We start from the raw sequence: 24,498 nt of genomic DNA, 5'->3' as shown, positions 1-24,498 counted from the left end.
AACGGATGGTTAAGGAGACGCTAGATGTGGTGTTGATGGTGTTTGGGTAGCGCAAATAGACATGTGCGGCAATTGAATGTCTAAAAAAATACATGACGCCATACTATATTGGTGTCAGTGTGCTATAGGCACTTGACAATCACAGAATCGAATTGGCCGAAAAGGAGGGCAAATTCAATGTATGACGCTCGACAAACCGCCAACTGGTTCATCCAGAGGGCTGCAAGAGATGGAAAAACATTAACCATTATGCAGCTACTTAAGCTTGTCTATATTGCTCATGGATGGTTCTTAGAGACATCTGGCTCTCCATTAATTCGCAACCGAATTGAAGCTTGGAAGCATGGTCCAGTCATTCCTGACGTCTATAACGCCTTCAGAAAGCAGGGCATCACAATAGGTAGCCCAATTAACGACTTTAATGCAGGTCTTAGTTATCATGCAGAAAACATCGTTGAATACGTCTACAATACCTACAGCGGACTCTCTGCTGGGCGACTATCGGAAATGACGCATGAACGTAATGGACCCTGGGACTTAGCGACCAAAGCCTATGGCTTCTTTGCCCCGATCGATAATGATACAATACTCAGCCACTACCGACAAAAACGTGCACAATACGTAGCAAACCAATAATGTCCACTATCGCCCCTCCGCCACAAGATACGTTTCAATCAGCAACGCCAGAAGTGGCGGGGGCATTGGATGACTTCAGTAAACGAATTTCTGAGTTAGAAGCATCGCGTGAATATCAAGCTCTAACTATAGAGGCACAATATAAAGAGCTTTTAAAAAATGAAATTCAACAACGAATGGAAATTCGTTGGCAAGTTATTGTTATTGCGATTGTTGTGCTGGTTTTTATGGGATTCATACTGGCTCACGGAGCTCATACATTTGCGCAAAAAGATATTTCTGGAATGCCAGCTTCGCTCTTGATTGCTATGTTTGTTGCTCCGATCGTCTCAATTAGCACAATATCAGTAATGTTGTTATTTGGAGCATTCCGCCAATTTAAGGACGAAGATATTAAAACGTCAACATACCATCATTGGCTGGTGAAGCACTCAAATCAGGAGCTGGAAATTAAATCTCTTTATTACAGCGCCACTCACTCCGGCGCTTTTCTCTTGCGCAAATTACAAGAGCGCTATTTAGCGCGAGATTGAACAGCATCGAATAGCTTTTTAAACGTTGCCCATGTATCTGATGCCCTCATGAGAGTAGTCGCGGCCGTTATCTGCCGCTCCAAATGCGGATGCCCGACCTCCTCAGTTAAATATTGATGATTGCGCCGCTTATTCTCTGGATTCTTATTTCTGAGTTCTTCCAAAACTCCATCCGGCAGCGCTTCATAAACGTACTTATTAGTAAATTTTCCAACAACCCCAGGACGGGCTACAGATTTCGGGTCATAATCCCACCCGTGAAGCCTAAACATTTCCTCATAAAAGCTATCTGGGAATCTCTTGCTCCACGGTAGAAGCTCTTTTGCGATATATGCCTCAAGTATTTTATGAAGCTCGCCACGTTTCCTAACCTTCTCGTAGCCGGTAGCCTCATCTACGAGCGCAACGATACCTACACGAGCAAAACCACGAATTAATATTTCACATTGCTGGGCAATCGCGCGTTGCTGCGCCTGAAGCTTGCCTTGTTGGCGCGCCTCTAAGACGGCTTCACACAATTCTGCCAGCACTTCTGCTTCGTACCCGTAAGCCTTCCCGTTTGCTGTAGTTCTGAACAAAATAGGGTTCTGGACTCTCTCGCGTAACTCATTGGAAATAAAAGGAGAAATTATCTTTCCGCTAATAAAAAGCTCTAGGCGACTCACCCCCTTTACCATAGAGCCACCTTGTGCAATTGCCATTGCTAGCTGAACGCTTGAGGAAGTGAGAACCCGTCTTTCATCTTCGAGGACGTAGCAAGGTAATTCTATATCACCGATACGTAGGGGTTGATCGCCCGACCCATAAATAGCCCTAGGTAGAGTCACACCTCCGCCCCACCTTGCATTGGCGGCAATAGTAGCAACTTCAGTTGGTGTTTTCTTCGTTGTTTCATCCATATGCTAGCACTCTACATTAATCATGCTAGCCAATATAGACTAGCAATAATTATTGTCAATGCTAGCCTACTTTAGCCGCCCCATGCGGGCTTTTTGCTGCCCTGATTCTAGCATGGTTGGGGTGTGGGCGCAATAATTATGCATGTCATGCATTTTTATGCTTTACATGTTTATGCATCTCATGCATATTCAATCCATCAACAGCGCGAAGAAGCAAACGCCGATCCGCTAAACGATGGAGAGAACCAATGAGCCTTTATGCATACAGCGCAGAACTGCATGACCCAGTGCTTGGCTTTGTTATTTTTCAGGATGAAGTTGAGCTTGATGTGTCCTTCTCAATGGAAGGCTGCGAGCCTCGCATAACAGTAGAAGGCGTCTATAAAGACGGTATCAGCCTGTTCAACGGTTCTCCTGTCCTCAACAAAATCGCCCATATGGTCGCTGATCAGGCGCAGGATGATGACTGGCTTATCGGTCGCGTAGTTGAAGATTACGCCGAAGAAATGCCGAGGGCTGCGTGATGGACGAGGAACTCATGACACTCGTCTGGAATGCCTATTGGGATGAAGGCAATACCAAGACTGCTTTGGAGCGCGTCGTTCAGATTGTGCGTGATTACGACAAAGCCGCCCTTTCCACTTCCAATTCCAAAGTCACCAAGATCGCTCCACGCCGGAGGGCTGCATAATGGCCGACCACCTCACATCAGAGCAGGCAGACTTATACCTAACCGCCATCAGCACCGATGCACCCACAGCTGATCGCATTAAAGCAGCAGGCGACCTCTTGGCGCGCCCTCTCCCGTACGATGCGCGCAAAGAAATCCGCTCAATTTTTCTCGACCTCACAGACAAGGAACTGGCAGCATGAGCGCCATTAACACATCAACCGATCTGATTATCAATCTGCCTGCTGTTATGACAGCGGAACTGTTCACCGATGATGCAGAATTTGAAAAGCTGTATGCGCAGGTCAAAGAAGCTGTTGATCAGCATGAGCCAAACCTGAAAACCAAGACCGGCCGCGATGCTATCGCCTCTCTTGCCTATAAAGTGTCCCGCACCAAAACAGCCCTAATCGGTCAAGGTAAGAAGCTGACCGAAGGCTGGCGCGATCAGACTAAAAAGGTCAACGCTGCCTGTAACATCATCGAAGGCAAACTTGATGCATTGCGAGATGAAGTTCGCAAGCCTCTCACTGAATGGGAAGCTGCGGAAGCGGAGCGGGTTGAAGGCCATAAATCACGCATGGAATCCCTCATTGCGTTGAGCAAAACAGGCTTTGGTCGCTCATCTTCTGATCTGCGCGAACTTCTCACCGATGCTGAGAAAACACCTCTAGGTGCAGAGGTCTGGCAAGAGTATGCGGATCAGGCAGCGAACGCCCGCAATGCCGCTATTGAAGCGCTCAAAAACTTGCTGGCAGCTGCCGAAAAGCAAGAAGCTGATGCTGCGGAATTAGAGCGCCTGAGAGCGGAAGCTGTTGAACGTGAACGCATCGAGGCTGAACGTCTGGCGGCTGAGGCTGCGGAACGTGAAAAAGCCGAGCAGATTGAGCGTGACCGTATCGCCGAAGAAAATCGCAAAGCGGAATTGGCTAAGGCGGCTGAATTAGCCCGTGAACAGGCCGACCGTGACGCTCAGGAGCGTATTGCAGCCGCAGAACGTGCCGCGAAAGAGGCCGAAGAACGAGCAGCACAGGCTGTTATTCAGGAACGTGAAAAAGCCGAACGTGAAGCTGCTGCAGAACGCCAACGCATAGCAGACGCTAAGGCTGCGGCAGAAGCTGAACAGCGCCGCCGTGATGCCGACAAAGAACACCGCAAGACGATCAATAACGCGATTGTTGCCGAATTGATCGAATGCTCCGGCATATCTGCGGAGCAAGCTCAGAAGATCGTTGTCCACATGGTCAGCGGCTTAGTTCCCAACGTCACCCTCAAATACTGAATTCATTGAAAGGAACTCACATGAGCGCCGCACTTGAAATTCACACGCCTACAGAAACTCAATCTTATAGCGCCGATGCGCCGATGATCTCCATGATTGAGCGTATCGCAATGGATCCGAATATCCCGCTGGATCGCCTTGAAAAGATGCTCGACATGAAGGAGCGCATGGAAGATCGCGCCCGTGAAGATGAAGAGCGTCAGGCAAAGAAGGCATATTTTGCCGCTATGTCTAAATGCCAGTCCGAATTGCCGGTCGTTATCAAGAACCGTGGCAACGACCATACTAAGTCGCGCTATGCTGATCTGGCGGCAATCGAAGAGCAGGCAATGCCAACCATTCACAAGCATGGTTTTGCCGTTTCATTTCAGCCAGACGGCTACAACAACAAGGGCGAACTGCGCATTGTCTGGGAGATTTCCCACGCAGAAGGCCACTCACGCAATGGCGTAGGTGAAATCCCTGTCGATGGTGCAGGCGCACAAGGCAAGGTCAATAAAACCGGCACCCAGGCATTTGGCAGCACTGCCACCTATGGTCGCCGGTATCTGCTTTGCATGCTGTTCAACATCAGTACTGGCGACGATACGGATGGCAATAATCAGCCAGTAAAGCGCGATCCGATTAATTCGGCGCAACGCGATGAGCTTCTCGCCCTTATTGATCAGGCTGGAATGAATATCGCGGTTTGGTGCCAGTTCTACAAAGTCAACGCAGTTCAAGACCTTACCGAGGATCGTTTTGAAGGTGCAAAGAAAAAACTGACTGCAACAATCGAAAGCCGCGCAAATGGATAACATTATTCAAGGTTCTGACGACTGGCATGCTTTGCGCCTTGGCAAAGTCACCGCCTCCCGTGTTTCCGATGTGACGGCGAAGGTGAAAACAGGAGTATCGGCATCACGCGCGAATTACATGGCGCAGCTCATTGCAGAGCGTTTGACCGGCTCCGTCGAAGCAACATTCACAAATAGCTCAATCCAATGGGGCAATGAGCAAGAGCCGGAGGCGAGACTTGCCTATCAGTTCCATGCAAATGAGCTTGTGGAGCAAGTAGCCTTTGTCGCTCATCCATCAATCGAAATGACTGGTGCCAGCCCTGACGGCTTGGTCGGCACGGACGGTCTGGTGGAGATCAAGTGCCCCAACACATCAACGCATATCGAAACAATGCTGAGTGGGAAAGCTCCGGCCAAGTACATCAAACAAATGATGTGGCAGATGGCATGCACCGGTCGCAAGTGGTGTGATTTCGTTTCATTCGACCCACGGATGCCGGAAGAAATGCGCCTCTTTGTAAAGCGCGTTGAGCGTGATGATGAACTGATCGCAAACCTCGAAGCTGAGGTCTCCGAGTTTCTGTGTGAAATCAATGACAAAATCACTGCGCTGCAAAACGTATGCGCCCCAAGTTTGAAGGAAGCAGCATAATGGCCGGCTCAGTCAATAAAGTAATTTTGGTCGGCAATCTGGGTTCTGATCCTGAAATCCGCCGCCTGCAATCCGGTGAGCCGGTTGCAAATCTACGCATTGCCACTTCGGAAAGCTGGCGTGACCGTCAGAGCGGTGAGCGTAAGGATAAAACCGAATGGCACAGCGTCGTAATCTTCAACGAAAATCTGGCCAAGGTTGCTGAGCAGTATCTGAAAAAAGGCGCCAAGGTTTACATCGAAGGCCAGCTGCAAACTCGTAAATGGGCGGATCAGAACGGTAACGACCGCTACACGACTGAGATTGTTCTGCAGAAGTTCCGCGGCGAATTGCAGATGCTCGACAGTCGCGGTGAAGGTCAACAACAAAGCCAATCCCGCCAGTCCGAACAGTCCTATAGCCAGCAATCTGGCGGATATGGCGGTGGCTTTGACGACAATCTCGATGATGACATTCCGTTCTGAGGTGCCTCATGGAAAAGCAGCGTTACACCATCGTAAATCCGCAGGTTCGCCAGAATGCAATCCGAGCGCTTATGGCTCTCCCTGACGGTCACACAGCAACCTTTGCACCACCAACCAGAAGCGGAGGCCAGAATGATTTCTTTCATTCAATTTGTTCTGACATTGCGAAGTCTGGTTTTGAATGGGCTGGTAAACCACGAAAATCGGAAGAATGGAAAGTTCTGCTTGTTTCCGGTCACACAAAAGCAACGCAGGGCGAAGTCGAATTTGTGCCGGGGCTTGAGGGCGAATTCGTAAACATTCGCGAAAGCACCGCCCGCATGTCAGTTAAACGCGCCGCCTCTTTGCTCGAATATGCGCTGGCATGGTGCGCCGATCATCATATCCCCCTCACCGAAACACGTCGCCAAGGCTACCTTATGGAGGCAGTATGATTATTCAGTTCCTCATTTCAAAACTGCGCAAGCTTCTCGGTTTTCAGGATGATCCACTGCCAGAGCTTCGCGCCACCGCTGAAACTCTCAAGGCCACTATCGCCAAAGCCAAGAAAGACAAGAAGCGATACAGCCATCTTGAGCGTGAATTGCTCAGAACCACAGCTGTAATCGTTGCCATTGAGCGCGGCATTCCATATCGCAATGGCTCTCTGGATTGGGGGCGCTGATGGCTCGTTCAATCAAAGAATGGGTTGGCAAGACAGACGACACGAAAATCCCGCCACGTGTGCGCGAAAGGGTTTTTGATCGTGCAAATGGTATCTGCCACTGCTGCAATCTGCCGATCAAAGTCCCGTTTGAAACATGGGATGCGGATCACCGAATTGCACTGATTAACGGTGGCGAAAACCGTGAAAGCAACTTAGCCCCAGCGCATTCTCACTGCCACATTAAAAAGACAAGGCAGGACGTAGCAGAGAAAGCAAAAGTTGCAAGCGTTCGCGGGAAGCATATTGGTGCAAAGCGCCCGTCATCAAAGCTTTCCGGCAAGAAACAACCAAAGCCGCCACTCACAAAAATCGTTCAGCACCGCCGCTCACTTTATGAGCCAATCCAGCCACAGGAGCGCATGCAATGACAGATAAAGATCAGATGAACACCGGTGCACCTGAACCCGCCGATGGGCAAAGTGCCTTTGATAGCGAAGTAGACTTTCTTGAGTGGGCGTATGAGACCCTCGGAGAAATCAATCCGAGTAATTACGGGCACGACGATGTGTGTGAGCTGAATGATAAATCCGTTGAGGTGGTTTTAGCGATTAAAGCTCGCTTGATGTCATTTGGCATATTTCCCAATGCTGCCAGTGGAGGTGCGCTATGAAAGATACACACACCACAGCGCATATACCGGATGAGGCTGTGCAGGCTCGTGAAAAGATCGAGAAGATTGCAAAATACTTCATCAATGAAGGCAGTAGAGATTATACGCAGGAAATTTGCTATGCCTTGAAGAATGTTGGCCTTGAACTTCTTGACGCCTTAAACGATATCCCTCACCTCTCTGCGCCTTGTGCTGTAGAGGTGCCTACGAAAGAAGAGCGCCACGCTAACACATCACGCAATCTCATTATTAATCAAACAAGCACTGATCTTGAGCAAATCATCAATGGTCACGATCCAGAACAAAGTATCCTGAATAATGATGTTTGGGACAGGCTCGATAAAATGGCTTGTGAAATCGAAGCGTTGACCAAGCCCGTTGACGTGGCGGCGGTGCGGAGACAGGCGTTTGAGGAAGGGTTTGAAAATGGCGTTGAGCAATCTCTCAATGCTTTAGATGCCTATGATGATATTACGCGCAATGAAGCTGAACAGGGTATCAGGAAATTGAAGCCAGACTATCGCGCCCTATCTGCCGAACCAGTGCAAGGATGTGGGAGTGAGTAAGAAAGCAACGGATAAACAGACCTGCCCGTTTTGCGGAAGGCCATCAATAGATCAGTGCGCAATGCGTGATTGGGCTTGGTATCCTTGCGATTGGGAGAAATCGCCTGAAAGGACAGCATCATGATAAGTGAATTGAAGCCGTGTGAAGCCTGCAACGGGACAGGTGAAGGTGGACTTAACGCTGTGATGGATATTTTCTGCCGCCGTTGCAAAGGTCTAGGAACACGCGCCGTGCCAGACGTGCCGGAGTTGGTGCGCTGGAAGCACTGCGAATATCCGAACCAGCATAAGATGATGGAGCACACAGAGGGCAAATACGTCCTGTACTCGCAAGCCGCTGAAATCATTGATGAACTGTCGTGCCTTCTTAATGACAAACAAGCAGACCTTATGCAGAAGGACGAAATCATCGCCGCGAAGAATAATCAGATTGATGTTAGCAATGCAGCATTCAAACAAAATGCGTTGCTATGGAAGCGCATCGAAGCCGCAGAAGCCAAACTCGCGCAGTATGAAGCGCAGGAGCCGATTGCGTATCGCTATAGACATAGCGAGAATGAAAATTGGTATTACGGCGAAACAGACCAGTATTGGTGGGAGCATCAACCCCTCTACGCAGCACCAACCGCTGACCTGAAAGCGGAGAATGAGAGGTTGCGAGAGGTTTTGACTAAAATATCAAGCCCTACACAGGCTACCGGTCTTCTTTGGTGGCAAGTTGAAGCCCGTGCCGCCCTCAACGTGGAGGCCAGCAATGACAAGGGATGAGCTGATTGAGGAAGCCGCACGTATCATTCATGCAGACTGCGCGCGCGGACTTGCCGTCTATCCGATGCACACCGCGAGAAAGATTGCAGACTTGTTTTACGGCGCCCTGAAAGAGCCGACAGAAAAAATGGTTATAGCTGCAGGTAAGGCGTGGGGCATCACCGTTACAAGCAATGAATACGAAAATATGGAAGATGAATGGCGTTTGATGCTCGCCGCCTCACCACTCGCACCGGAAGGAGGTGGAACATGAAAAACCAGCCTTACTGGCCTGCTGCTATGCCCTTAAATCAGGCTGCAGCATATTGCGGCCTCTCCACAGAAACCTTCAAGGAAGTCTGCCCTGTCAGACCGGTGGCACTCACACCTTCAACGCGAGGACAAAGGTTTTTACGGTTACGCCTTGATGAATGGTTGACTTCATTGGATCGCAATACCGATTATTCTACAATGTCAGCCTTAGAGGCATGGAAAGCACGAAAACATGCGCGTACCACTTAAAGGGCTGCATAAAGTCAAAAAGCGTTTGTCCGGTGGCAAAACGCAAACGTATTACTATGCATGGCGAGGCGGCCCGCGTCTTATGGTAGACCCGACCATAGACCCTGCGGGATTTGTTTCTGAGTTTCACGCAATTTCCAAGACAGCCGTGCAACCTGATAACGACAGCCTTGCTGGCTTGATTGTCCAGTATAAGACTTCACCGGCCTACACGGATCTCAGCGCAGTCAGCCAAAGGGATTATGATCCTTTTCTGGCTCAATTGTCATCCGAGTTTGGTGATATGCCGATCATCGCACTTAATGAGCATGGTGCAAGATCTGTCTTTAAGGACTGGCGAGATACCATGGCACAGACACCACGCAAAGCTGACAGGGCATGGGCGGTGGTGAAGCGCGTTTTTTCGTGGGCGCTTGATATGGAGCTGATTACACGGAATCCGTGCACTGGTGGCGGCAGGCTCTGGAAAGGCACTCGCGCTGATATCATTTGGACAGATGAACAGATCGAACTTGCAAACAAAGCACTCAGCGACAACCTGATCCATGCCCTAATGCTGGCCTTATGGACAGGCCAACGACAAGGCGACATCCTAAACCTCACGTGGTCAGCATATGACGGTCAACACATCCGGCTAAAGCAATCCAAAACAGGAAAGCGCGTAACAATTCGCGTGTATTCAACCTTAAAAACAATGCTTGATTCTATGGACAAACAGTCTGTGACAATACTCACGAGCAGTCAGGGGACACCATGGACAAGCGACGGGTTTAAAACCTCATGGGGTCGCGCCATTAAAAGAGCTGGGATCAGCGGCGTAACCTTTCATGATCTGCGAGGAACTTTCATCACAAAGGCACGTAGAAGCGGAGCCACTGTTGAGGAAATTGCTGCAGCTTCCGGCCATTCTATCAAAGACGTGACAAGAGTGCTGGAAGCCCACTATCTCGCGCATGATGAGCAAACGAACGATGCAGTAATCCTAAAAATGGAGAAAAAGGGGCAGTGATTTTAGTTTACAAAATCACTGTAACCCATTGATCTTCTAGCGACCTAAACAGCCTCATTTTACATTTAAAGCATTGTTTTAATTAAATTAGTTTCTGCCTTCTAAGCCGTAGGTCACTGGTTCGAATCCAGTCGGGATCGCCATTCATTTCAATCATTCTCTTTTCAACTTGAAGCCATTTCCCGCACGTATTCGCATGCGGTTTTCAGCGCCGTACTTTCGTCCCGCCTGCCCCGCTCATCTGCAATTCATCTATTCTCTGCGGGTGCTTTTAAAAAGCGACAACCGGATTTTATGCCTGAAGCAGCTTTTATGTTTCCGGAAAATGAAATTCCCCGCACCATTGCGCCATCTAAACTTTCAAAAACTATGAATTACTCAGCAAAACAAGCTGGCATGCTGCTGCACGCTTATTTCTCTCAGTATTAACTATCGGCAATAGCTGCATCCCGTGTTAAGAGACACGCGCCGTGAATTTTTTGAATAGTCTTTAAAACTTTGAAGCTACGGGTCATGATAAATTATTGGCGCATTTTTCTTAAAGCAGTTTTAACCGGTGCGCTGGCGTTAACACTGACACTCATCATAACCAGTATCTTTGTACCCATGATGGGCGGGCAACTTGCCGGTGCAGGCCTGATTATGACAATCGTCTGCCCGCTGGCGACTGCAATCCCCATGTCCGCACTGCATTATTTAAACTCTGAGCGCCTTCGTATAGCGAAAGATGAGGCGCTCCGTATTCGGGATGAACTGCAAAAAGCAAATGCGCTCTTGCGTAAACACTCGAGAGAAGACAGCCTTACCGGCGTACTCAACCGCGCTACATTTCTGGACGAACTGATAACCGTAAGCGAAAACCAACAATCCGGCGGTCTGCTGTTTATTGATCTGGATCACTTCAAGACGATAAATGACACCTATGGCCATGCGACCGGCGATGCCGCGCTCAGGCGCATCGGACTTCTTCTGATCCGGTTGACGGACAAGAAGGGTTTTGTAGGCAGGCTCGGCGGTGAAGAATTCGGCGTTTTTATCAAAAATCCGGATTTGAATTTCATCTATAAATATGCAGAAAATATCCGCCGCGAAATAAGCACTCTGCGTCTTGTTGCATCTGATAATAAAATTGTCAGCATCACGGCCAGTATCGGCGTAACGCTATGCAATGCAGGCTTCAATATTGATCAGTCACTGCTTGAAGCTGACGAAAAAATGTACATTGCCAAACGGCAAGGGCGCAATCTGATCGTTGCGTAACATCTTCGCTTTGCTGGCGTTTATGTTTTCAAACTGCAGATTGTCTTGCTTTTAGCCTGAGACTCAAGATTTATGCATGCCTTTACAACATCAAAAGGCAGTCTTTATGGCTCAAGCAAACACCGCATCCCGCTCCATCCTTCTATCCGGTCTTGGAGTTCTGGCTCTTGCAGCAGGCTTATATCTTCAATTCAACACCAATTCTGTGCCAACTGCAGATCAGCAAAGATGTGAGAAAATTGTACTTGATAACTATGGTGACAGTCCAGAGGCTAAAGCCTCGCTGCTGCCTAAGTGCAATGAGCCTGGCATGGTTGCGATGATGGATGCGAAAGCAAACGGCTCCGATGCTACCACCGCAGCTCAATCCATCGCCTCTGCCAATCAATCGGACATCGGCTTCACTGCCCTAAGTTTTGGTTTAATCGGTGCCGGTATCGGCCTTATGTTCAGTGGCGTTGCCGCCAGATTGCGTGCCAAAAAAGCAAAGTAAGTTTGGCACCGGATTACAACACATGTGATCCCCTATTATATGAGACACCCCATCAACCTGACCGGCTGATGGGGAGAAGCGTCATAGTACGCGGTGCATAATGTCGGGGGCATCAATGCGCATTCTTGTGTTTGGCTTATCTGTATTTTTAATACCGATCACATCAGCAACTGCTCAAGCATCACCGCAGGCATGTTCCCTCATTGAGGATGAAGCACAAAGACTGTCCTGCTTTGACACGCTGTTTCCTAAAATACCCCCCGCAATACCCGTTGAGAACTGGGAAATATCGGAGACAAGTTCAGCAACTGATGACAGCCTTCAGATATCTGCGCTCTTATTCCCCAAAGGCAGTGAAAACAAAATTGCGATGCTGGATTCAGTGGCACTTGGATTACGCTGCAAGAATGGCATAACCACAGCCATTATTTCCACCGGCACCTCCAGTGCTGCAGAAAGTGCAAAAGTTACATACAGTCTGAATAATGAACCGGCACAAACCGGCATATGGGAACGCTCCGCCAACTTTATGTCTGTCGGATTATGGTCTGAGGAAGATGCCACTCCGTTTATCAAAAAGCTGAAGAACAACGGAACATTGTTTGTCCGGCTTGATAATCCGCCTATGGACGCTGTCTTTGATCTGGCAAATGTTGAAGATGTAATCTCCAGAATTTCAACAGCCTGCCGATGGGATTAGGTTACACGCAGATGTAACAAAAAACCTGCGTATCAATGCGTCAGTGTCAGTCATAACAACACCGGAGATTTGACGACAATGACAACAGCTCTTCTGATTATCGACGTTCAAAACGCAATTATTGCGGATAAAGCATCACCGGAACGGCAAGCTGTGCTTGATGCCGCTCTGGATGAAACTGTATCGCGACTGCAAAATCTCAAACAGAAAGCACGAGCCGCCGGTATTCCCGTTATTTTAGTTCAGCACGATGGCGACAATGACCACCGACTGGCAACAGGCACAACCGGTTGGGCGCTACGTTCTGAAATTGCTGAGGAAGCAAGTGACATTATTGTTCACAAACGAAACTCCGACTCATTCTTTGAGACAGAGCTTGATGCGCAGCTAAAAGCGCATTCCGTAAAACATCTTATAACCGGCGGGTGCATGACACAGTTCTGCGTCGATACAACCATCCGGCGTGCAGTCTCGCTCGGCTATGATGTCACACTTATTGCGGATGGCCACACCACTGCAGATTCCGGCAGTTTGTTTTTTTTAGATATTATCAGACACCACAATGAAACGCTTGATGGCTTTGACGCGGGCAATGCAACCGTTACGGTTAAGCCTGCCTCGGAAATTACTTTCTGAAGATATAAGTAAAACCGCTTGCCTGAGGGGTCAGACAAGCGGTTTCTTTTATGAAATCAAGCGGCGATCAAAATACCAGCGACACACCGGCAACAGGGCCATGTTGTGTTACGTTCCACTTAAATCTGTGCCCCAATACATCACCACCATCATAATCCTGATACAGAGCCCTGTATCCGAAGCGCAGCAAAGCCGGTTGATTAAAGATGTGGGTGCGGTAGCCGAGATATGCCTGCCCCTGCGCGCTCATATCTGAGCCCACGCCAAACCCGCCGATATCGGCCTCAGCAAACAGATTCCAACGATCGGTCAAATCCGCATTGATACGGGCGCCGATAAAAGGATCCGTCCATTCCATTTTGCGACGCACTGACCAGCGATCCAGCATGAAATCTGCCTCAAGCTTTGTCCAGCGCAGCCCCGCAGTTGGCTCAATTGCAAAAACACGCTGTGAGCCGAAAACAGTCTCCCCGTTCAAAGGCACCTCAACCGCCCTGAAAAAAGCCCCTGCGGAAAGTGAAACAGAGGTAATGTCAGCTTCCAAAGTCATAGAATGAAAACTTTCATCCTGACTGGTTTTTGTATACTGGCCATCGAAATAAGCACCATAAAGGCCGTTTGTGACTTCCACATTGCCCATCGCACTGAAATCGAGATTTTCAAATATATCCGAAAAAGGCACATCAATATTCGTGCGGCGTCCGAGAACTTTGGAATGTCCGTCCAGCGATGCCGCCCAGATATACGGGCTGACAATCACCTTCCAGCGCCGCTCATCAAACTTGACAGCAGGCTGCTGAACAACTGTATCTGCCGCGAAAGCTTTGCCGGTCATCAGACTTGCCATCCCGAGACAAGCAGCAAAAACAATTTGCTTAGTACTGATTCCTGATAAAAATCTCATATTTTTGCTACGCCTCAATAAGCAATACCTGCAAAACGATATAATCATAAAATCTATATTTACATCTTGTAAAAACACACAAACAAAATCAAGGTTAAACTATATTTCTCAATAGGTTTATTCATAGCTGATTTACAAATTGCATGTTAAAAGGCTTCACCCACTTTTCCTGGAAGGAGCATCCTTTTGAAACCACGTCTTCCGCATTTTCTTGAGCGCAAATTTGTCAAATCAGCAACAGCGCTGGCTGTGATTGCGGCTGTATCCGCCCCGTATGCGGCGGCTGCCTGCACCAGCTTCCTGCTTCAGACAACAGACGGCAGTGGTATCTATGCCCGCACAATGGAATTTGGCATTGAACTGAAATCCAATGCACTGGTTATTCCCCGCACCTACACATTGCACACCACCGGCGCTGACGGCAAACCAGGGATGAACTGGAAGAGCAAATATGCCGCTATTGGCATGAATGCTCTGGGAGAAACCACGCTCGTTGACGGTATGAATGAAAAAGGACTTGCAGGCGGCGTTCTGTATTTTCCTGAATTCGCGGGCTATGCGGACGGCTCTAAAACAGATGCAGCCAAATCACTGGCGCCTTGGGACGTTTTGAGCTGGGTTCTGACCAATTTCGCAACGGTTGAAGAAGTTAAAACCGCAATTGCGGATATGAGCGTCATCAATCTTGTGCAGCCGCAAATGGGCTTTGTCCCGCCGCTGCACTATACAATTCATGATGCCAGTGGTGCTTCGATTGTCATCGAACCTGTTGACGGCAAATTGAAGATTTATGACAACCCTGTCGGCGTCATGACAAATTCGCCTTCGTTCGACTGGCATATGACCAACCTCAGAAATTATCTGAAAATGTCTGCACTCAATGCAGATCCGTTGAAAATTAACGGCACAACATTTTCACCGCTTGGTCAGGGCTCCGGTCTGGTCGGCATTCCGGGCGATTCAACACCGCCATCACGGTTTGTGCGTGCCGTTGCCTATACTCAGACTGTAGCCAAACAGCCAAGCGGCGCAGAAGGTGTGCGTCTGACCGAGCATATTCTGAATAATTTTGACATTCCTAAAGGCTGGATTCAGACCGGAGATGACTCAAAAGTCCCACTGGAATTCACCCAGTGGTCAACCATTGCAGATCTGAAAAACCAGAAATACTATGTCAAAATGTATGATGATCAGGTGCTGCGCGGCATTGATATCAAAAGCTTTGACCTCAACGCAAAAGAACTGAAAAAAGCACCGCTGAGCCCGCAAATTACACCGCCGGCCGTCGAGTTTGCCAAGTAAAACAATAAAAAAACCGGAGCCCTAAAGCTCCGGTTTTTTGTTCGATTATGAAGATTTTCATTCTTTAATCAAGAACATAGCAACTCTTGGAAGTTCCTCTGTCAGGATCACCGAATGTGCGGTTATCACAGCGGACACCACCGCGGAATACACGTTCTACAAAGCGATCCTGTGTGCCATAACGGACGCGCTTGCGACCCTGAAAATCACAATACTGACCTTCTCGTGCACAACGCTGCCATTCGCCACGATCATAATCCCGTCCGCGATCACGGCCATAGCCGTCACGGCCGCGGCCGTAATCATCGCCATCATCATAACGATCGCGATCACGGCCATAGCCTCCGCGACCCCGTCCCTCGTCGCGCACCACATAGGAACAACTCTTTGTAGAACCACGCGCAGGATCGCCGAATACTGAGTTTGAGCAGCGTATCTGCGGCTGATTTACAAAGCGGGATGTTGCCCGTCTGCCGCTGCCGTAAATGACTTCTGTCGGATAAGGAATGCGGCAGACCCCGCCTTCAGTGGCACATTGACGAACTTCCTGAGCCGATGCGGCTCCGGTATCTACCGTATAAATTCCGGCAACAAACGCCAGAAACAACAGGATACGAGACAAATTAGTCGTAACCGACGCTGCGCTCATATGATTTTCCTTCTTGTATAAGCCGATGCTCATGATGAAGATTTTCAGTTTCGGACAACGTAGTCAGACAGCTGAAATTTCTGTATCAATATACGCTTTCAGCGCTACTTCTAGAATAGTGAAATTGAACAGGAAATGAACAATCTCATCACTCTGTATTCCCGATTGAAATGATTATGAGATTGTTTAACCCGGCATAATTATTATGATGCGCAGCATTTTTACCCGAACAGGAAAACCCAGCCGGAATGAAATCAATGTCGCAATTCTTTATCTATGCCCTTGCCGCACTGGCAGAAATTGCGGGTTGCTTTGCTTTCTGGGCATGGTTGCGCATGGACAAATCCGTGTGGTTTTTGCTGCCCGGTGTCGCCTCACTGATATTATTCGCAGTGCTCCTCACTTTTATCGACACAGAAGTCGCCGGTCGTGCCTATGCAGCCTATGGCGGTATTTACATCATTGCCTCCCTGCTTTGGCTACGCATGGCAGAAAACTATATGCCCGACCGCTGGGATATCGCCGGCGGATTGGTGACGCTTGCCGGTGCCGGAATAATTTTACTCGGCCCGCGCGGATAATCTGCGATTTTTTTGTCAAATAATCTTCAAGGACATAAAATAATCTGCATGTCAGCGGCAGATGGTAAGATCATTCCAGTGATGATTGTCCTGCTTCAGAGCATTTTCCAATCTGGTTGAATCAAACCAGTGCTCTAAATGCTTCTTTAAACGCATATCCTGTCCATAAAGCATTTCATCGTTTTCAGGATATGCTCTCATTATTTCGCAGTGAATACGTCTATATTCACGCATAACAGGTAATGCCTTATGCAATCTATGAAAGAAATGAGCCGTTATCAGGCACGCCGTCGTCTCGCGGTCGCTCTGATTATCGCCCTGTTGCTCCTCGCTTTGCTTTTTGTTCGTTCCGCATGGCAACGCGGTGTTCACGAATATATTGAAGCTTTCGGTCTTGGCTTTATCATGATGGCCATTCTCGGTCGTATGTGGTGCACACTACATATCGGCGGCCATAAAGGCGCAACAATCATTCGAAGCGGCCCTTACTCCCTGAGCCGTAACCCGCTCTATGTGTTCAGCACGATCGGCGCTTTTGGCATCGGCTGCATGACCGGCAGCCTTGTTATTGCCCTGCTTCTTGCCGCTGCCTGTTACATCACCTTCCTGTTCGTTATTCTTGCAGAGGAAGGCTATCTCGAAAACACTTTCGGTCAGCCTTACCGCGATTACAAAGCTGAAGTTCCACGTTTTTTCCCGCGCTTCTCCGGCTATCAGGATGTGGAAACCCTGACGATTCGTCCGAAAACCCTGTACAATACATTTTTTGACGGTCTGGTTTTCTTCATCGCTTATCCGATATTTGAACTTGTAGAGTATCTGCAAGGAGCGGGCATTATTCCCGTTCTGCTGCACGTCTACTGATCTCATTTTCAAAACCGGAACAAACAAAAACCCGCCATTTCAGATGGCGGGTTTTTGGTAAATTCCGTCACAGTGATTGCTCTGCCTATAACGCAGAGACCCTGCTCTCAGGCCATTAATGACAATCCGGACAGTTCTTTAACGCCAACACGCTGGCCGGAGTTACATTGCCGCTTTGCCGTCTTTTTCTTCTTCAAATGTGATTGCAACATCAGCATTTGCAGAAAGACGCACTTTATTGCCTTCAATATCGGCAACAAGCCCCAATGAAATATAATGATGGTGCTTGTGATGCGCTCTGTCGCCACCGTCATTTTTGGCGAGTTTGATACGGTCACCCTCAACATGATCTACCGTGCCGACATGAACGCCGTCCGCTCCGATAACTTCAAAATGCTCTTTGATTTTTGCAGTATCGACCATTGCTGTATCTCCTGTTTGACTCTTATATCAACGCGGAAGACGCATATTCGATGCAAGCGATCTGCAAAATATTTTACAAAGCGAGCTTCATACCGGCATGGCTAGGTTTAAAGCCGAGCTTTTCATAAAACCGTATCGCATCTGTGCGCGTTACATCCGTGTGCAATTGCACCAGACCACAATTTTTGTCCCTGCACTTTGTGATTGCCCATTGCAGCATTTGCTCGCCAAGTCCCTGCCCGCGATAGTCTCGTGCTATCCGCACACTCTCTATCTGACCACGCCACATACCGAGCCTTGAAAGACCGGGAATAAAGCTCAGCTGCAGGCACCCCGCGATTTGGCTGTCACTTTCGACAACCAGTAAAAACTGGTTTTTATCCCGCGCGATGGCAGCAAAGGCCTCAAGATATGCTGCGTTCAAAGGAGAAGACTGATCCTCGCGTGCAGCACCCAGCACATCATCAGCAAGCATCGCTACAATTGCCGGAATATCCCGCTCTTCAGCCTGCCGGAAAATATGCCCCATCATCGCCCCCACAATTCAAAACACACTGCACAGCATAGCTCTCAGCACCGGCTTTAGTTTTCAACCCGATGCTAATTGTTTTCCAGACCTGACGGCGCACAAGCAGAATAGCTTTCCGCTTGTGCGTCGGAAATCTGAACCCCTATCAGGAGACAGGTTTAACCTATCACTTTATAACGTGCCAGTTACCACCAACACCATCGCCTTCCACATCACCGGCTTTTTTATCCTTGATATAGGTATAAACCGGCTTGCCGTTATAAGCCCACATTTCCTTGCCGTCAGAAGCCTTGACTTTGGACCAAGGCATAACGGCCTTTACTTTGGCAGAGGCATGATAGGCAGGCCAGATTTTCAGGCATGAGGCATCGCAATTTGACATGCCGCCGCTATCTTTGTCGAAGGTATAAAGCGTTAGTCCGGCAGCAGTTGTCAGAACTTTTCCGCTGGCAGTGTCGCTCATTTTACCAAGGCCGCCAGCCATATTATCCATTGCATGCTGCATCTTGCCTTCAGTTTTTGTGGCGGATGCTGCTGTCTGTCCTGCGAAAACCGGCACAGCTGAAAACCCCAGAATACTCAAGGCCAAAACAAGCTTTTTCATTTTGTTTCACTCGCTCCATATTTTCTTCTGCGCATTATCTGAGACCGCAAGGGGCAGATTTGACAATCGCCACTGGGTTCAAGCGCAGATAAGAGGTTGATCTCGCAGCGGCCGGAATTGGTCGCGGCAAAAATGGTGCGCCCGCTTCAGGACTGTTTCTGGCCGAATTTGTGCCTAAAATAAGTTATTTCACGATGGCCATACGGAACAAAAGGTGAGCACAGTAACCAATTACGAAGATTCAGGCGGTAGCTTAAGCTCAGCAGATTCGAAATATTCAGTTGAGATCAGTGTTGCTGAATGCTGACCCGTATAAAGGCGCAGGCAAATGGCTCCGAGAAAAACCACCACCCGCAAGAAACGCTCCACACGCGGCAAAAGTTCCGGCCAGTCCGCAACTGCAGTCATGACAGTCGGTGCTATCCTTGTTATCGGCGCAGCAGCACTCTGGGCAACATCGCAGAATAAAACACCATCAGAGAGCGTTTCAGGCCTGTTCCGCAATGCAATGAGCAACACGGCCTCACGCACAAATCCGGATAATACGAAAGCACCTGAGCGTAAAACTGCGCAGGCACAAAGCAGTGCGCCGCAAACAAGTGTGACACCGGTAGCGCCAGTGCGCAGACCACCGCTCAATGTCGGCCAGAGCAACACCGGAGAGCAGAAAACTACGCCGCAACAAGTTGCTGTATTATCACCACGCATTGAGAGCAAACCGGCCCCCCAGATCACCCCGCCGAAACCTGCGCCGCAGCATGCTATGCCAGCTCTGCCGCCGGTGGGTAAAACTGCACCTGATGATAACAGCCGCCATGCCAGTGGTGCCTTTAAAATCCCGAAGGCGATTATCGCCAAACAGTCTCTCGTTATTCGCGAAAAGGCATGGGACAAAGCCAAAACTGTCGGCAGTGTGGAGAAAGGGCGCGAAATGCGTTCCTATGCCAAAGTCGGTCGCTGGCACCGCGTGGTTGTTCCCTCCACCAATATTATAGGCTGGGTGCAGGAAGATCAGCTGATCTTTAAAAACAAGCCAAGACAGGCAAATGCGTTCCGCGCTGTTTCCGCACCGCAAGCGGTAATGACAACCGGCTCAATCCGTCCTGTTCCAGAAAAACAGCCCGCCAAGGCTGCAACTGCACCTGCCGCCAAGCCGCACAATACCGGACTGGTCGCACCGGTCTATCCGCAGCAGCCGGTCGGCAAATAAAGAAACCGTAAAATCAGTCGTTAGAAGAGCTGTCAGGCAAGGCATTCGCCATTGCCTGAAAAGCCTGCATCGCAAGTGCCTTGGTAATCCGGCTTTTTTGCTGCAAAGCCATATGATCCAGCAGATCGACCAGCACAATCACACTATCCAGCGAGCGCTCAACACGGCTGACAATATAGCTGATAACCGCCGGATCAACACTCACCTGCCGGTCGGCAAACAGCTTGTAGATCACCGTGCTCAGCAGATAATCATCCGGTTCGGAAATATCAACGATCGTCACAGCCTTCAGGCGTGAGATCAAATCCGGCAGCGTTACATTCCACTGCGAAGGCTGCAATTGCGACGTCATCAGCAAGGATGCCTGTGACTGGCCCTTCTCACAGCTACCGGCAGTCTGACGGATGGTATTGATCAGATGAAACAGACCGGTTTCATCAAAATCTTCTGCACCGATATCATCAATCAGCACCGGACGCTGCGCCGCAATCTCAAGCGAGGCTGCATCAATATCATGCGGGTCTAAGATTGCTGCATCATTCTGGCTGCGCCAGATGGCCGCCAGATGGGTTTTGCCTGCACCGGCAGGTCCGACAAGCAGCGCCACAGGCGACGGCCAGTCCGGCCAGCGATCAATCAGATCGACAGCCGCACGGTTCGATCCGGTAACAACCAGATCATCGCGCGTAAAGCCCGGCTCATGCTGAAGAATGAGCGGCATTTGTCGGTGCTCAGCAGACATAGTTATCCAAAATTCCGGCCCGCATCACGATCACATGATTTCTCACTGACGTTCAGGGCGGCGTGCAAGCTTGTTCAATTCATACTGACCTTATCCGGTACATTCCGGTACACAAGGTCTTATTCATGCAGTAGCTGCTTTTCCCTTATGATAAAAGCGCAACCGGCGTGATTACGCCGGTTGCAGAAGCTTATCCCCGTGACACACAAGCCTGTGGACAGACCTGTTGAAAACTTTGTGTCAGTTCTCGCCGTTGCTGCTCTTATACATCGGGGATTCCAGATAACGGCCGATAGCAAAGCGTACCAGAACCCCGACCGCCGCCGCAGCAGGCACGGCAATCAGCATCCCTGTAAAGCCAAGGAATGAACCAAACGCGAAGAGCGCAAACATCAGCCATACCGGATGCAGGCCAACAGACTTGCCTACCAGTTTCGGCTGCAGAATATTGCCTTCAATAAACTGGCCTGCAAAGAACACGCAGGCGACAATCACAACCATCACCCAATCCGGCCAGAACTGCACCAGCGCCACACCAATTGCCAGCACCAGCCCGACAATCGAACCGATATAAGGAATGAAGCTGATAAGACCGGCAAAAAGGCCGATCAGCAGGCCGAAATTCAAACCGGTCAGTGTCAGGCCGATCGCGTAAAAAGTTCCGAGGATAAGGCATAATGTGCCCTGTCCGCGGATAAATCCGGCAATCGCATCATTCATCTCTCGGGCGATCTGGCGCACCGTCTTTACATGGTCGCGCGGCACCCATGAATCGATCGTATTGACCATACGGTCCCAGTCGAGCAGCATGTAGAATGCAACCACCGGCGTCACCACAAACAGGCCTGCAATATCAATAAGCGACTTGCCTGAATTCCAGAGCGATTGCAGCAACGTGGTGAGGAAACCGGCACCCTGTTTCAGAAACCCGCTCAGATTATCCTGAATGACAGAGCTGTTAATGCCGAGATATTTTTGCAGCCACTCGGAATCCTGATGGGCAATCAGCGCCTGAAGCTGTGTGAAATAGCCGGGGAATTTCGAGATAAACTCGGCCATCTGTGTCACCAGTACCGGCACGATGATAATCAGCCCCAGTACGAGGATCACAACAAAGGTAATCAGAATAACGCAGGTAGCCACCAGACGTGACATGCCAAAGCGTTCCAGCCTGTCTGCCACCGGATCAAGAAAATAAGCAAGCGCAAGACCTGCCACGAAAGGCAGCAAGATAGAGCTGAATACCGTCAGGAACAGAATGAAGACGATTGTTGCAAACATCCAAAAAAAGGCCTGCTTGCGAACCGTTGCGCCAAGGGCATTCACCTGTACATCCAGATGAACCTCTCTGCTGTCAACCGGAACAATCACTTGTCCTGTGGTCGTTTCAGCCCGTACGGCACGGGAGGATGGCGATTTAGGGGGAGTCGTACCGGATTTGCTCATATAAAACCGCCGTTGAAATAAAGATTTTCAATATGTCGCATTCAGGCAGGCGGTCAAGACCTTGTGTTATCAAACAATTCTGTTCTTAACGCGCCATTCTGCGAGCCGCTCTGATTGTATCAGCCGAACAAACTGGCTGCGACATATGCTCTGCTGTTCTCATAACATGGTGTTTATCAGTTAAAAATGACGAAAGATGCTTGCGGATAAAGCGTTCTCGTGTCATTGCGCCTGCTTGAAGCATTAACCGCAGCCTCCCTGCCGTTCTTCCCAAGGCACAAAGGCTGCGCCGTGTATCGGGAGCCATCCATGCCAGAGTCGAAAACCCCATCCACTTCAGCCATTGATCCAAAAAACAACGGATTAACCTATGCCGATGCCGGCGTGGATATTGATGCAGGCAACAGCATGGTCGATAAGATCAAGCCGCTCGTGCGCTCCACACGTCGTCCGGGTGCTGATGGTGAAATCGGCGGCTTCGGCGGCTTGTTTGACCTCAAGGCCGCAGGCTTTAAAGATCCGGTTTTGGTTGCCGCCAATGACGGCGTAGGCACAAAGCTGAAAATCGCTATTGATGCAGACCGTCATGACACGGTTGGTATTGATCTGGTTGCCATGTGCGTGAACGATCTCGTCGTACAGGGCGCGGAACCTTTGTTCTTCCTCGACTATTTTGCAACCGGCAAACTCAATCCTGAACAGGGTGCGGCTATCGTTAAAGGTATTGCTGAGGGTTGCCTGCAGTCCGGCTGCGCGCTGATCGGCGGTGAAACCGCTGAAATGCCGGGCATGTACCGCGATGGTGACTATGATCTGGCCGGTTTTGCCGTTGGTGCCGCCGAGCGCGGACAGCTGCTGCCTGCCGGTGATCTCGAAACCGGCGATGTTATTCTCGGTCTTGGCTCCTCCGGCGTCCATTCCAACGGTTTCTCGCTGGTGCGCCGTATTGTTGAACTGTCCGGTCTTGGCTGGCAGGATGCAGCACCTTTTGCTGCTGATCAATCGCTGGGTGAAGCCCTGCTCACACCAACCCGCATTTATGTGAAGTCCCTGCTGTCGGCTATCCGCTCAACCGGTGCGATCAAAGCACTGGCACACATCACCGGCGGTGGCTTCCCTGACAATATTCCGCGCGTTCTGCCGGAAACTCTGGCTGCTGAAATTAATCTTTCGGCTATTCCGGTTCCGGCTGTTTTCTCATGGCTGGCAAAAACCGGCGGTGTTGAGCCGCATGAAATGCTGCGCACATTCAACTGCGGCATCGGCATGATTGTTGTGGTTGCAGCCGATAAAGCTGAAACAGTTGCACAGGCGCTGAAAGCTGAAGGCGAAACTGTTGTCACCCTCGGCCGTATGATTGCGCGTGATGCAAACAATAATCAGGGCGTTGTTTATCAGGGCACACTTTCCCTATGAACCAGACCCCGTCAATGCCACGCAAACGCGTGGTCATTTTCATCTCCGGCGGCGGCTCCAATATGGAGACGCTGATCCGGGCTGCTCAGGCACCGGATTATCCGGCGGAGATCGTTGCGGTCTTTTCGGATAAAGCACAGGCAGGCGGACTGGCGAAAGCGCAGGCAGCGGGCATAAACACCTATATTTATACCCGCAAAGACTATGCCTCCAAAGATGCGCATGAAGACGCCATCCTTGAAAAACTGGCAGAAATTGCACCTGATATTATTTGTCTTGCAGGCTATATGCGCTTGCTTTCCGGCCGGTTCATTGCGCCTTATACCGGCCGCATCCTCAACATCCACCCTTCCCTGCTACCGCTATTTCCGGGACTGCACACGCATCAGCGCGCACTTGATGCCGGCATGAAGCTGGCAGGATGCACAGTGCATCTGGTGACAGAAGGCATGGATGAAGGCCCGATCCTTGCACAAGGTGCCGTTGCTATTGATACCGGCGATACAGCTGAGACTGTGGCAGCCCGTGTTCTGATTGCCGAGCATCAGCTTTATCCGTTGGCTCTGTGTCGCTTTGCCGGAGACGCAAAGCCTGAAAATCATGACATATGCGCAACACAAGCTCTCATTAGTGTTTAACGAAATAACAAATTGTTAAATATCTC

The 24,498-nt window shown here is 49.7% G+C and carries 37 protein-coding genes; 29 read left to right on the top strand and 8 right to left on the bottom strand.

Features of this window, described 5'->3' with window-relative positions; all coding sequences use genetic code 11:
• The first annotated feature begins 177 nt into the window (after positions 1 to 177).
• On the top strand, positions 178 to 636 hold the full coding sequence (locus tag P8H26_RS12680) for a Panacea domain-containing protein (RefSeq protein WP_289633405.1): 459 nt from the start codon (positions 178 to 180) through the stop codon (positions 634 to 636).
• The gene (locus P8H26_RS12675; protein WP_289633404.1) at positions 636 to 1,169 is read left to right on the top strand and encodes a hypothetical protein; all 534 of its coding nucleotides are present in this window, start codon (positions 636 to 638) and stop codon (positions 1,167 to 1,169) included. The genes P8H26_RS12680 and P8H26_RS12675 overlap by 1 nt, the downstream gene beginning before the upstream one ends.
• Here the strand turns inward: P8H26_RS12675 and P8H26_RS12670 are convergent.
• Complete coding sequence (locus P8H26_RS12670) at positions 1,151 to 2,068, bottom strand: P63C domain-containing protein (protein WP_289633403.1); 918 nt, start codon at positions 2,066 to 2,068, stop codon at positions 1,151 to 1,153. The two genes, P8H26_RS12675 and P8H26_RS12670, sit on opposite strands and share 19 nt — an antisense overlap.
• 248 nt (positions 2,069 to 2,316) lie before the next feature.
• Between P8H26_RS12670 and P8H26_RS12665 the strand changes: the two genes are divergently transcribed.
• The 21 genes from P8H26_RS12665 to P8H26_RS12565 all read left to right on the top strand — a co-directional run bounded on the left by P8H26_RS12665 (position 2,317) and on the right by P8H26_RS12565 (position 13,164).
• Positions 2,317 to 2,592 (top strand): hypothetical protein, encoded by a 276-nt coding sequence (locus tag P8H26_RS12665; RefSeq protein WP_220159419.1) that lies wholly within the window; start codon positions 2,317 to 2,319, stop codon positions 2,590 to 2,592.
• Entirely contained in the window at positions 2,592 to 2,759 is a 168-nt protein-coding gene (locus P8H26_RS12660) for a hypothetical protein (protein ID WP_289633402.1), read from the top strand. Before P8H26_RS12665 ends, P8H26_RS12660 begins: the two co-directional genes overlap by 1 nt.
• Positions 2,759 to 2,941 (top strand): hypothetical protein, encoded by a 183-nt coding sequence (locus P8H26_RS12655; RefSeq protein ID WP_289633401.1) that lies wholly within the window; start codon positions 2,759 to 2,761, stop codon positions 2,939 to 2,941. Before P8H26_RS12660 ends, P8H26_RS12655 begins: the two co-directional genes overlap by 1 nt.
• Positions 2,938 to 4,020 carry a hypothetical protein gene (locus P8H26_RS12650; RefSeq protein WP_289633400.1) on the top strand — a complete coding sequence of 361 codons (1,083 nt, stop codon included), beginning with the start codon at positions 2,938 to 2,940 and terminating at the stop codon, positions 4,018 to 4,020. Before P8H26_RS12655 ends, P8H26_RS12650 begins: the two co-directional genes overlap by 4 nt.
• Before the next feature lie 20 nt (positions 4,021 to 4,040).
• Positions 4,041 to 4,817 (top strand): ERF family protein, encoded by a 777-nt coding sequence (locus tag P8H26_RS12645; protein ID WP_289633399.1) that lies wholly within the window; start codon positions 4,041 to 4,043, stop codon positions 4,815 to 4,817.
• Complete coding sequence (locus P8H26_RS12640) at positions 4,810 to 5,451, top strand: lambda exonuclease family protein (protein WP_289633398.1); 642 nt, start codon at positions 4,810 to 4,812, stop codon at positions 5,449 to 5,451. Before P8H26_RS12645 ends, P8H26_RS12640 begins: the two co-directional genes overlap by 8 nt.
• On the top strand, positions 5,451 to 5,915 hold the full coding sequence (gene ssb, locus P8H26_RS12635; protein ID WP_289633397.1) for a single-stranded DNA-binding protein: 465 nt from the start codon (positions 5,451 to 5,453) through the stop codon (positions 5,913 to 5,915). The genes P8H26_RS12640 and ssb overlap by 1 nt, the downstream gene beginning before the upstream one ends.
• Positions 5,916 to 5,923: 8 nt before the next feature.
• Complete coding sequence (locus P8H26_RS12630) at positions 5,924 to 6,349, top strand: recombination protein NinB (RefSeq protein ID WP_289633395.1); 426 nt, start codon at positions 5,924 to 5,926, stop codon at positions 6,347 to 6,349.
• Complete coding sequence (locus P8H26_RS12625; protein ID WP_151157915.1) at positions 6,346 to 6,579, top strand: M3 family oligoendopeptidase; 234 nt, start codon at positions 6,346 to 6,348, stop codon at positions 6,577 to 6,579. Before P8H26_RS12630 ends, P8H26_RS12625 begins: the two co-directional genes overlap by 4 nt.
• Positions 6,579 to 6,989 carry an HNH endonuclease gene (locus P8H26_RS12620; RefSeq protein WP_289633394.1) on the top strand — a complete coding sequence of 137 codons (411 nt, stop codon included), beginning with the start codon at positions 6,579 to 6,581 and terminating at the stop codon, positions 6,987 to 6,989. The genes P8H26_RS12625 and P8H26_RS12620 overlap by 1 nt, the downstream gene beginning before the upstream one ends.
• The gene (locus P8H26_RS12615) at positions 6,986 to 7,231 is read left to right on the top strand and encodes a hypothetical protein (RefSeq protein WP_289633393.1); all 246 of its coding nucleotides are present in this window, start codon (positions 6,986 to 6,988) and stop codon (positions 7,229 to 7,231) included. Before P8H26_RS12620 ends, P8H26_RS12615 begins: the two co-directional genes overlap by 4 nt.
• Positions 7,228 to 7,797, top strand: coding sequence for a hypothetical protein (locus P8H26_RS12610; RefSeq protein ID WP_289633392.1), 570 nt, complete (start codon positions 7,228 to 7,230; stop codon positions 7,795 to 7,797). The genes P8H26_RS12615 and P8H26_RS12610 overlap by 4 nt, the downstream gene beginning before the upstream one ends.
• Positions 7,798 to 7,917: 120 nt before the next feature.
• Positions 7,918 to 8,565: a hypothetical protein gene (locus P8H26_RS12605; RefSeq protein ID WP_289633391.1), complete on the top strand. Its 648-nt coding sequence runs from the start codon at positions 7,918 to 7,920 to the stop codon at positions 8,563 to 8,565.
• Positions 8,552 to 8,818 (top strand): hypothetical protein, encoded by a 267-nt coding sequence (locus P8H26_RS12600; protein ID WP_075654664.1) that lies wholly within the window; start codon positions 8,552 to 8,554, stop codon positions 8,816 to 8,818. Before P8H26_RS12605 ends, P8H26_RS12600 begins: the two co-directional genes overlap by 14 nt.
• Positions 8,815 to 9,066: a hypothetical protein gene (locus P8H26_RS12595; protein ID WP_075654663.1), complete on the top strand. Its 252-nt coding sequence runs from the start codon at positions 8,815 to 8,817 to the stop codon at positions 9,064 to 9,066. Before P8H26_RS12600 ends, P8H26_RS12595 begins: the two co-directional genes overlap by 4 nt.
• Positions 9,050 to 10,075 carry a tyrosine-type recombinase/integrase gene (locus P8H26_RS12590; RefSeq protein ID WP_289633390.1) on the top strand — a complete coding sequence of 342 codons (1,026 nt, stop codon included), beginning with the start codon at positions 9,050 to 9,052 and terminating at the stop codon, positions 10,073 to 10,075. The genes P8H26_RS12595 and P8H26_RS12590 overlap by 17 nt, the downstream gene beginning before the upstream one ends.
• A 294-nt stretch (positions 10,076 to 10,369) precedes the next feature.
• Positions 10,370 to 10,504, top strand: a complete 135-nt coding sequence (locus tag P8H26_RS12585; protein WP_289633389.1) for a hypothetical protein — start codon at positions 10,370 to 10,372, stop codon at positions 10,502 to 10,504.
• Positions 10,505 to 10,588: 84 nt separating this feature from the next.
• A complete protein-coding gene (locus P8H26_RS12580; protein ID WP_289633388.1) occupies positions 10,589 to 11,335 on the top strand; it encodes a GGDEF domain-containing protein in 747 nt (248 codons plus the stop codon).
• Between the two features lie 106 nt (positions 11,336 to 11,441).
• A complete protein-coding gene (locus tag P8H26_RS12575) occupies positions 11,442 to 11,828 on the top strand; it encodes a hypothetical protein (protein ID WP_289633387.1) in 387 nt (128 codons plus the stop codon).
• Between the two features lie 115 nt (positions 11,829 to 11,943).
• Positions 11,944 to 12,528, top strand: a complete 585-nt coding sequence (locus P8H26_RS12570; RefSeq protein WP_289633386.1) for a type VI secretion system-associated protein TagO — start codon at positions 11,944 to 11,946, stop codon at positions 12,526 to 12,528.
• Positions 12,529 to 12,606: 78 nt separating this feature from the next.
• Positions 12,607 to 13,164, top strand: a complete 558-nt coding sequence (locus tag P8H26_RS12565; RefSeq protein WP_289633384.1) for a cysteine hydrolase family protein — start codon at positions 12,607 to 12,609, stop codon at positions 13,162 to 13,164.
• Between the two features lie 67 nt (positions 13,165 to 13,231).
• Here P8H26_RS12565 and P8H26_RS12560 read toward each other — a convergent pair whose 3' ends face one another.
• A complete protein-coding gene (locus P8H26_RS12560; RefSeq protein WP_289633383.1) occupies positions 13,232 to 13,999 on the bottom strand; it encodes a hypothetical protein in 768 nt (255 codons plus the stop codon).
• Positions 14,000 to 14,254: 255 nt separating this feature from the next.
• On the opposite strand from P8H26_RS12560, the gene P8H26_RS12555 reads away from it, so the two are divergent.
• Complete coding sequence (locus P8H26_RS12555) at positions 14,255 to 15,370, top strand: linear amide C-N hydrolase (RefSeq protein ID WP_374708296.1); 1,116 nt, start codon at positions 14,255 to 14,257, stop codon at positions 15,368 to 15,370.
• Between the two features lie 64 nt (positions 15,371 to 15,434).
• Here the strand turns inward: P8H26_RS12555 and P8H26_RS12550 are convergent, their stop codons facing one another.
• Positions 15,435 to 16,019: a hypothetical protein gene (locus P8H26_RS12550; protein WP_289633382.1), complete on the bottom strand. Its 585-nt coding sequence runs from the start codon at positions 16,017 to 16,019 to the stop codon at positions 15,435 to 15,437.
• A gap of 257 nt (positions 16,020 to 16,276) precedes the next feature.
• Between P8H26_RS12550 and P8H26_RS12545 the strand changes: the two genes are divergently transcribed.
• The gene (locus P8H26_RS12545; protein WP_289633380.1) at positions 16,277 to 16,600 is read left to right on the top strand and encodes a YnfA family protein; all 324 of its coding nucleotides are present in this window, start codon (positions 16,277 to 16,279) and stop codon (positions 16,598 to 16,600) included.
• A 249-nt stretch (positions 16,601 to 16,849) separates the two neighbouring features.
• Complete coding sequence (locus tag P8H26_RS12540) at positions 16,850 to 17,464, top strand: isoprenylcysteine carboxylmethyltransferase family protein (protein WP_289633379.1); 615 nt, start codon at positions 16,850 to 16,852, stop codon at positions 17,462 to 17,464.
• Between the two features lie 162 nt (positions 17,465 to 17,626).
• Here the strand turns inward: P8H26_RS12540 and P8H26_RS12535 are convergent, their stop codons facing one another.
• The 3 genes from P8H26_RS12535 to P8H26_RS12525 form a co-directional block, all read right to left on the bottom strand.
• Positions 17,627 to 17,887: a DUF2171 domain-containing protein gene (locus P8H26_RS12535; protein ID WP_289633377.1), complete on the bottom strand. Its 261-nt coding sequence runs from the start codon at positions 17,885 to 17,887 to the stop codon at positions 17,627 to 17,629.
• A 73-nt stretch (positions 17,888 to 17,960) separates the two neighbouring features.
• Positions 17,961 to 18,419, bottom strand: a complete 459-nt coding sequence (locus P8H26_RS12530; RefSeq protein ID WP_289633375.1) for a GNAT family N-acetyltransferase — start codon at positions 18,417 to 18,419, stop codon at positions 17,961 to 17,963.
• Between the two features lie 163 nt (positions 18,420 to 18,582).
• Positions 18,583 to 19,020 (bottom strand): hypothetical protein, encoded by a 438-nt coding sequence (locus P8H26_RS12525; RefSeq protein WP_289633374.1) that lies wholly within the window; start codon positions 19,018 to 19,020, stop codon positions 18,583 to 18,585.
• Between the two features lie 328 nt (positions 19,021 to 19,348).
• Here P8H26_RS12525 and P8H26_RS12520 point away from each other — a divergent pair, with 328 nt between their 5' ends.
• Positions 19,349 to 20,230: a hypothetical protein gene (locus P8H26_RS12520; protein ID WP_289633373.1), complete on the top strand. Its 882-nt coding sequence runs from the start codon at positions 19,349 to 19,351 to the stop codon at positions 20,228 to 20,230.
• 13 nt (positions 20,231 to 20,243) lie between these two features.
• On the opposite strand, the gene hdaA is transcribed toward P8H26_RS12520, so the two are convergent.
• Positions 20,244 to 20,972, bottom strand: a complete 729-nt coding sequence (hdaA, locus tag P8H26_RS12515) for a DnaA regulatory inactivator HdaA (protein ID WP_289633372.1) — start codon at positions 20,970 to 20,972, stop codon at positions 20,244 to 20,246.
• Between the two features lie 240 nt (positions 20,973 to 21,212).
• Positions 21,213 to 22,253: an AI-2E family transporter gene (locus P8H26_RS12510; protein WP_289633447.1), complete on the bottom strand. Its 1,041-nt coding sequence runs from the start codon at positions 22,251 to 22,253 to the stop codon at positions 21,213 to 21,215.
• Positions 22,254 to 22,727: 474 nt separating this feature from the next.
• On the opposite strand from P8H26_RS12510, the gene purM reads away from it, so the two are divergent.
• A complete protein-coding gene (gene purM, locus P8H26_RS12505) occupies positions 22,728 to 23,834 on the top strand; it encodes a phosphoribosylformylglycinamidine cyclo-ligase (RefSeq protein ID WP_289633371.1) in 1,107 nt (368 codons plus the stop codon).
• 14 nt (positions 23,835 to 23,848) lie between these two features.
• A complete protein-coding gene (gene purN, locus P8H26_RS12500) occupies positions 23,849 to 24,472 on the top strand; it encodes a phosphoribosylglycinamide formyltransferase (RefSeq protein WP_289633446.1) in 624 nt (207 codons plus the stop codon).
• Positions 24,473 to 24,498 lie beyond the last annotated feature (26 nt).

It is taken from the genome of Pseudochrobactrum sp. sp1633, from assembly GCF_030376605.1.
GTDB lineage: Bacteria > Pseudomonadota > Alphaproteobacteria > Rhizobiales > Rhizobiaceae > Pseudochrobactrum.
The sequence above is the reverse complement of the archived record's forward strand: the minus strand, read 5'-3'. Positions and strand labels throughout refer to the sequence as shown.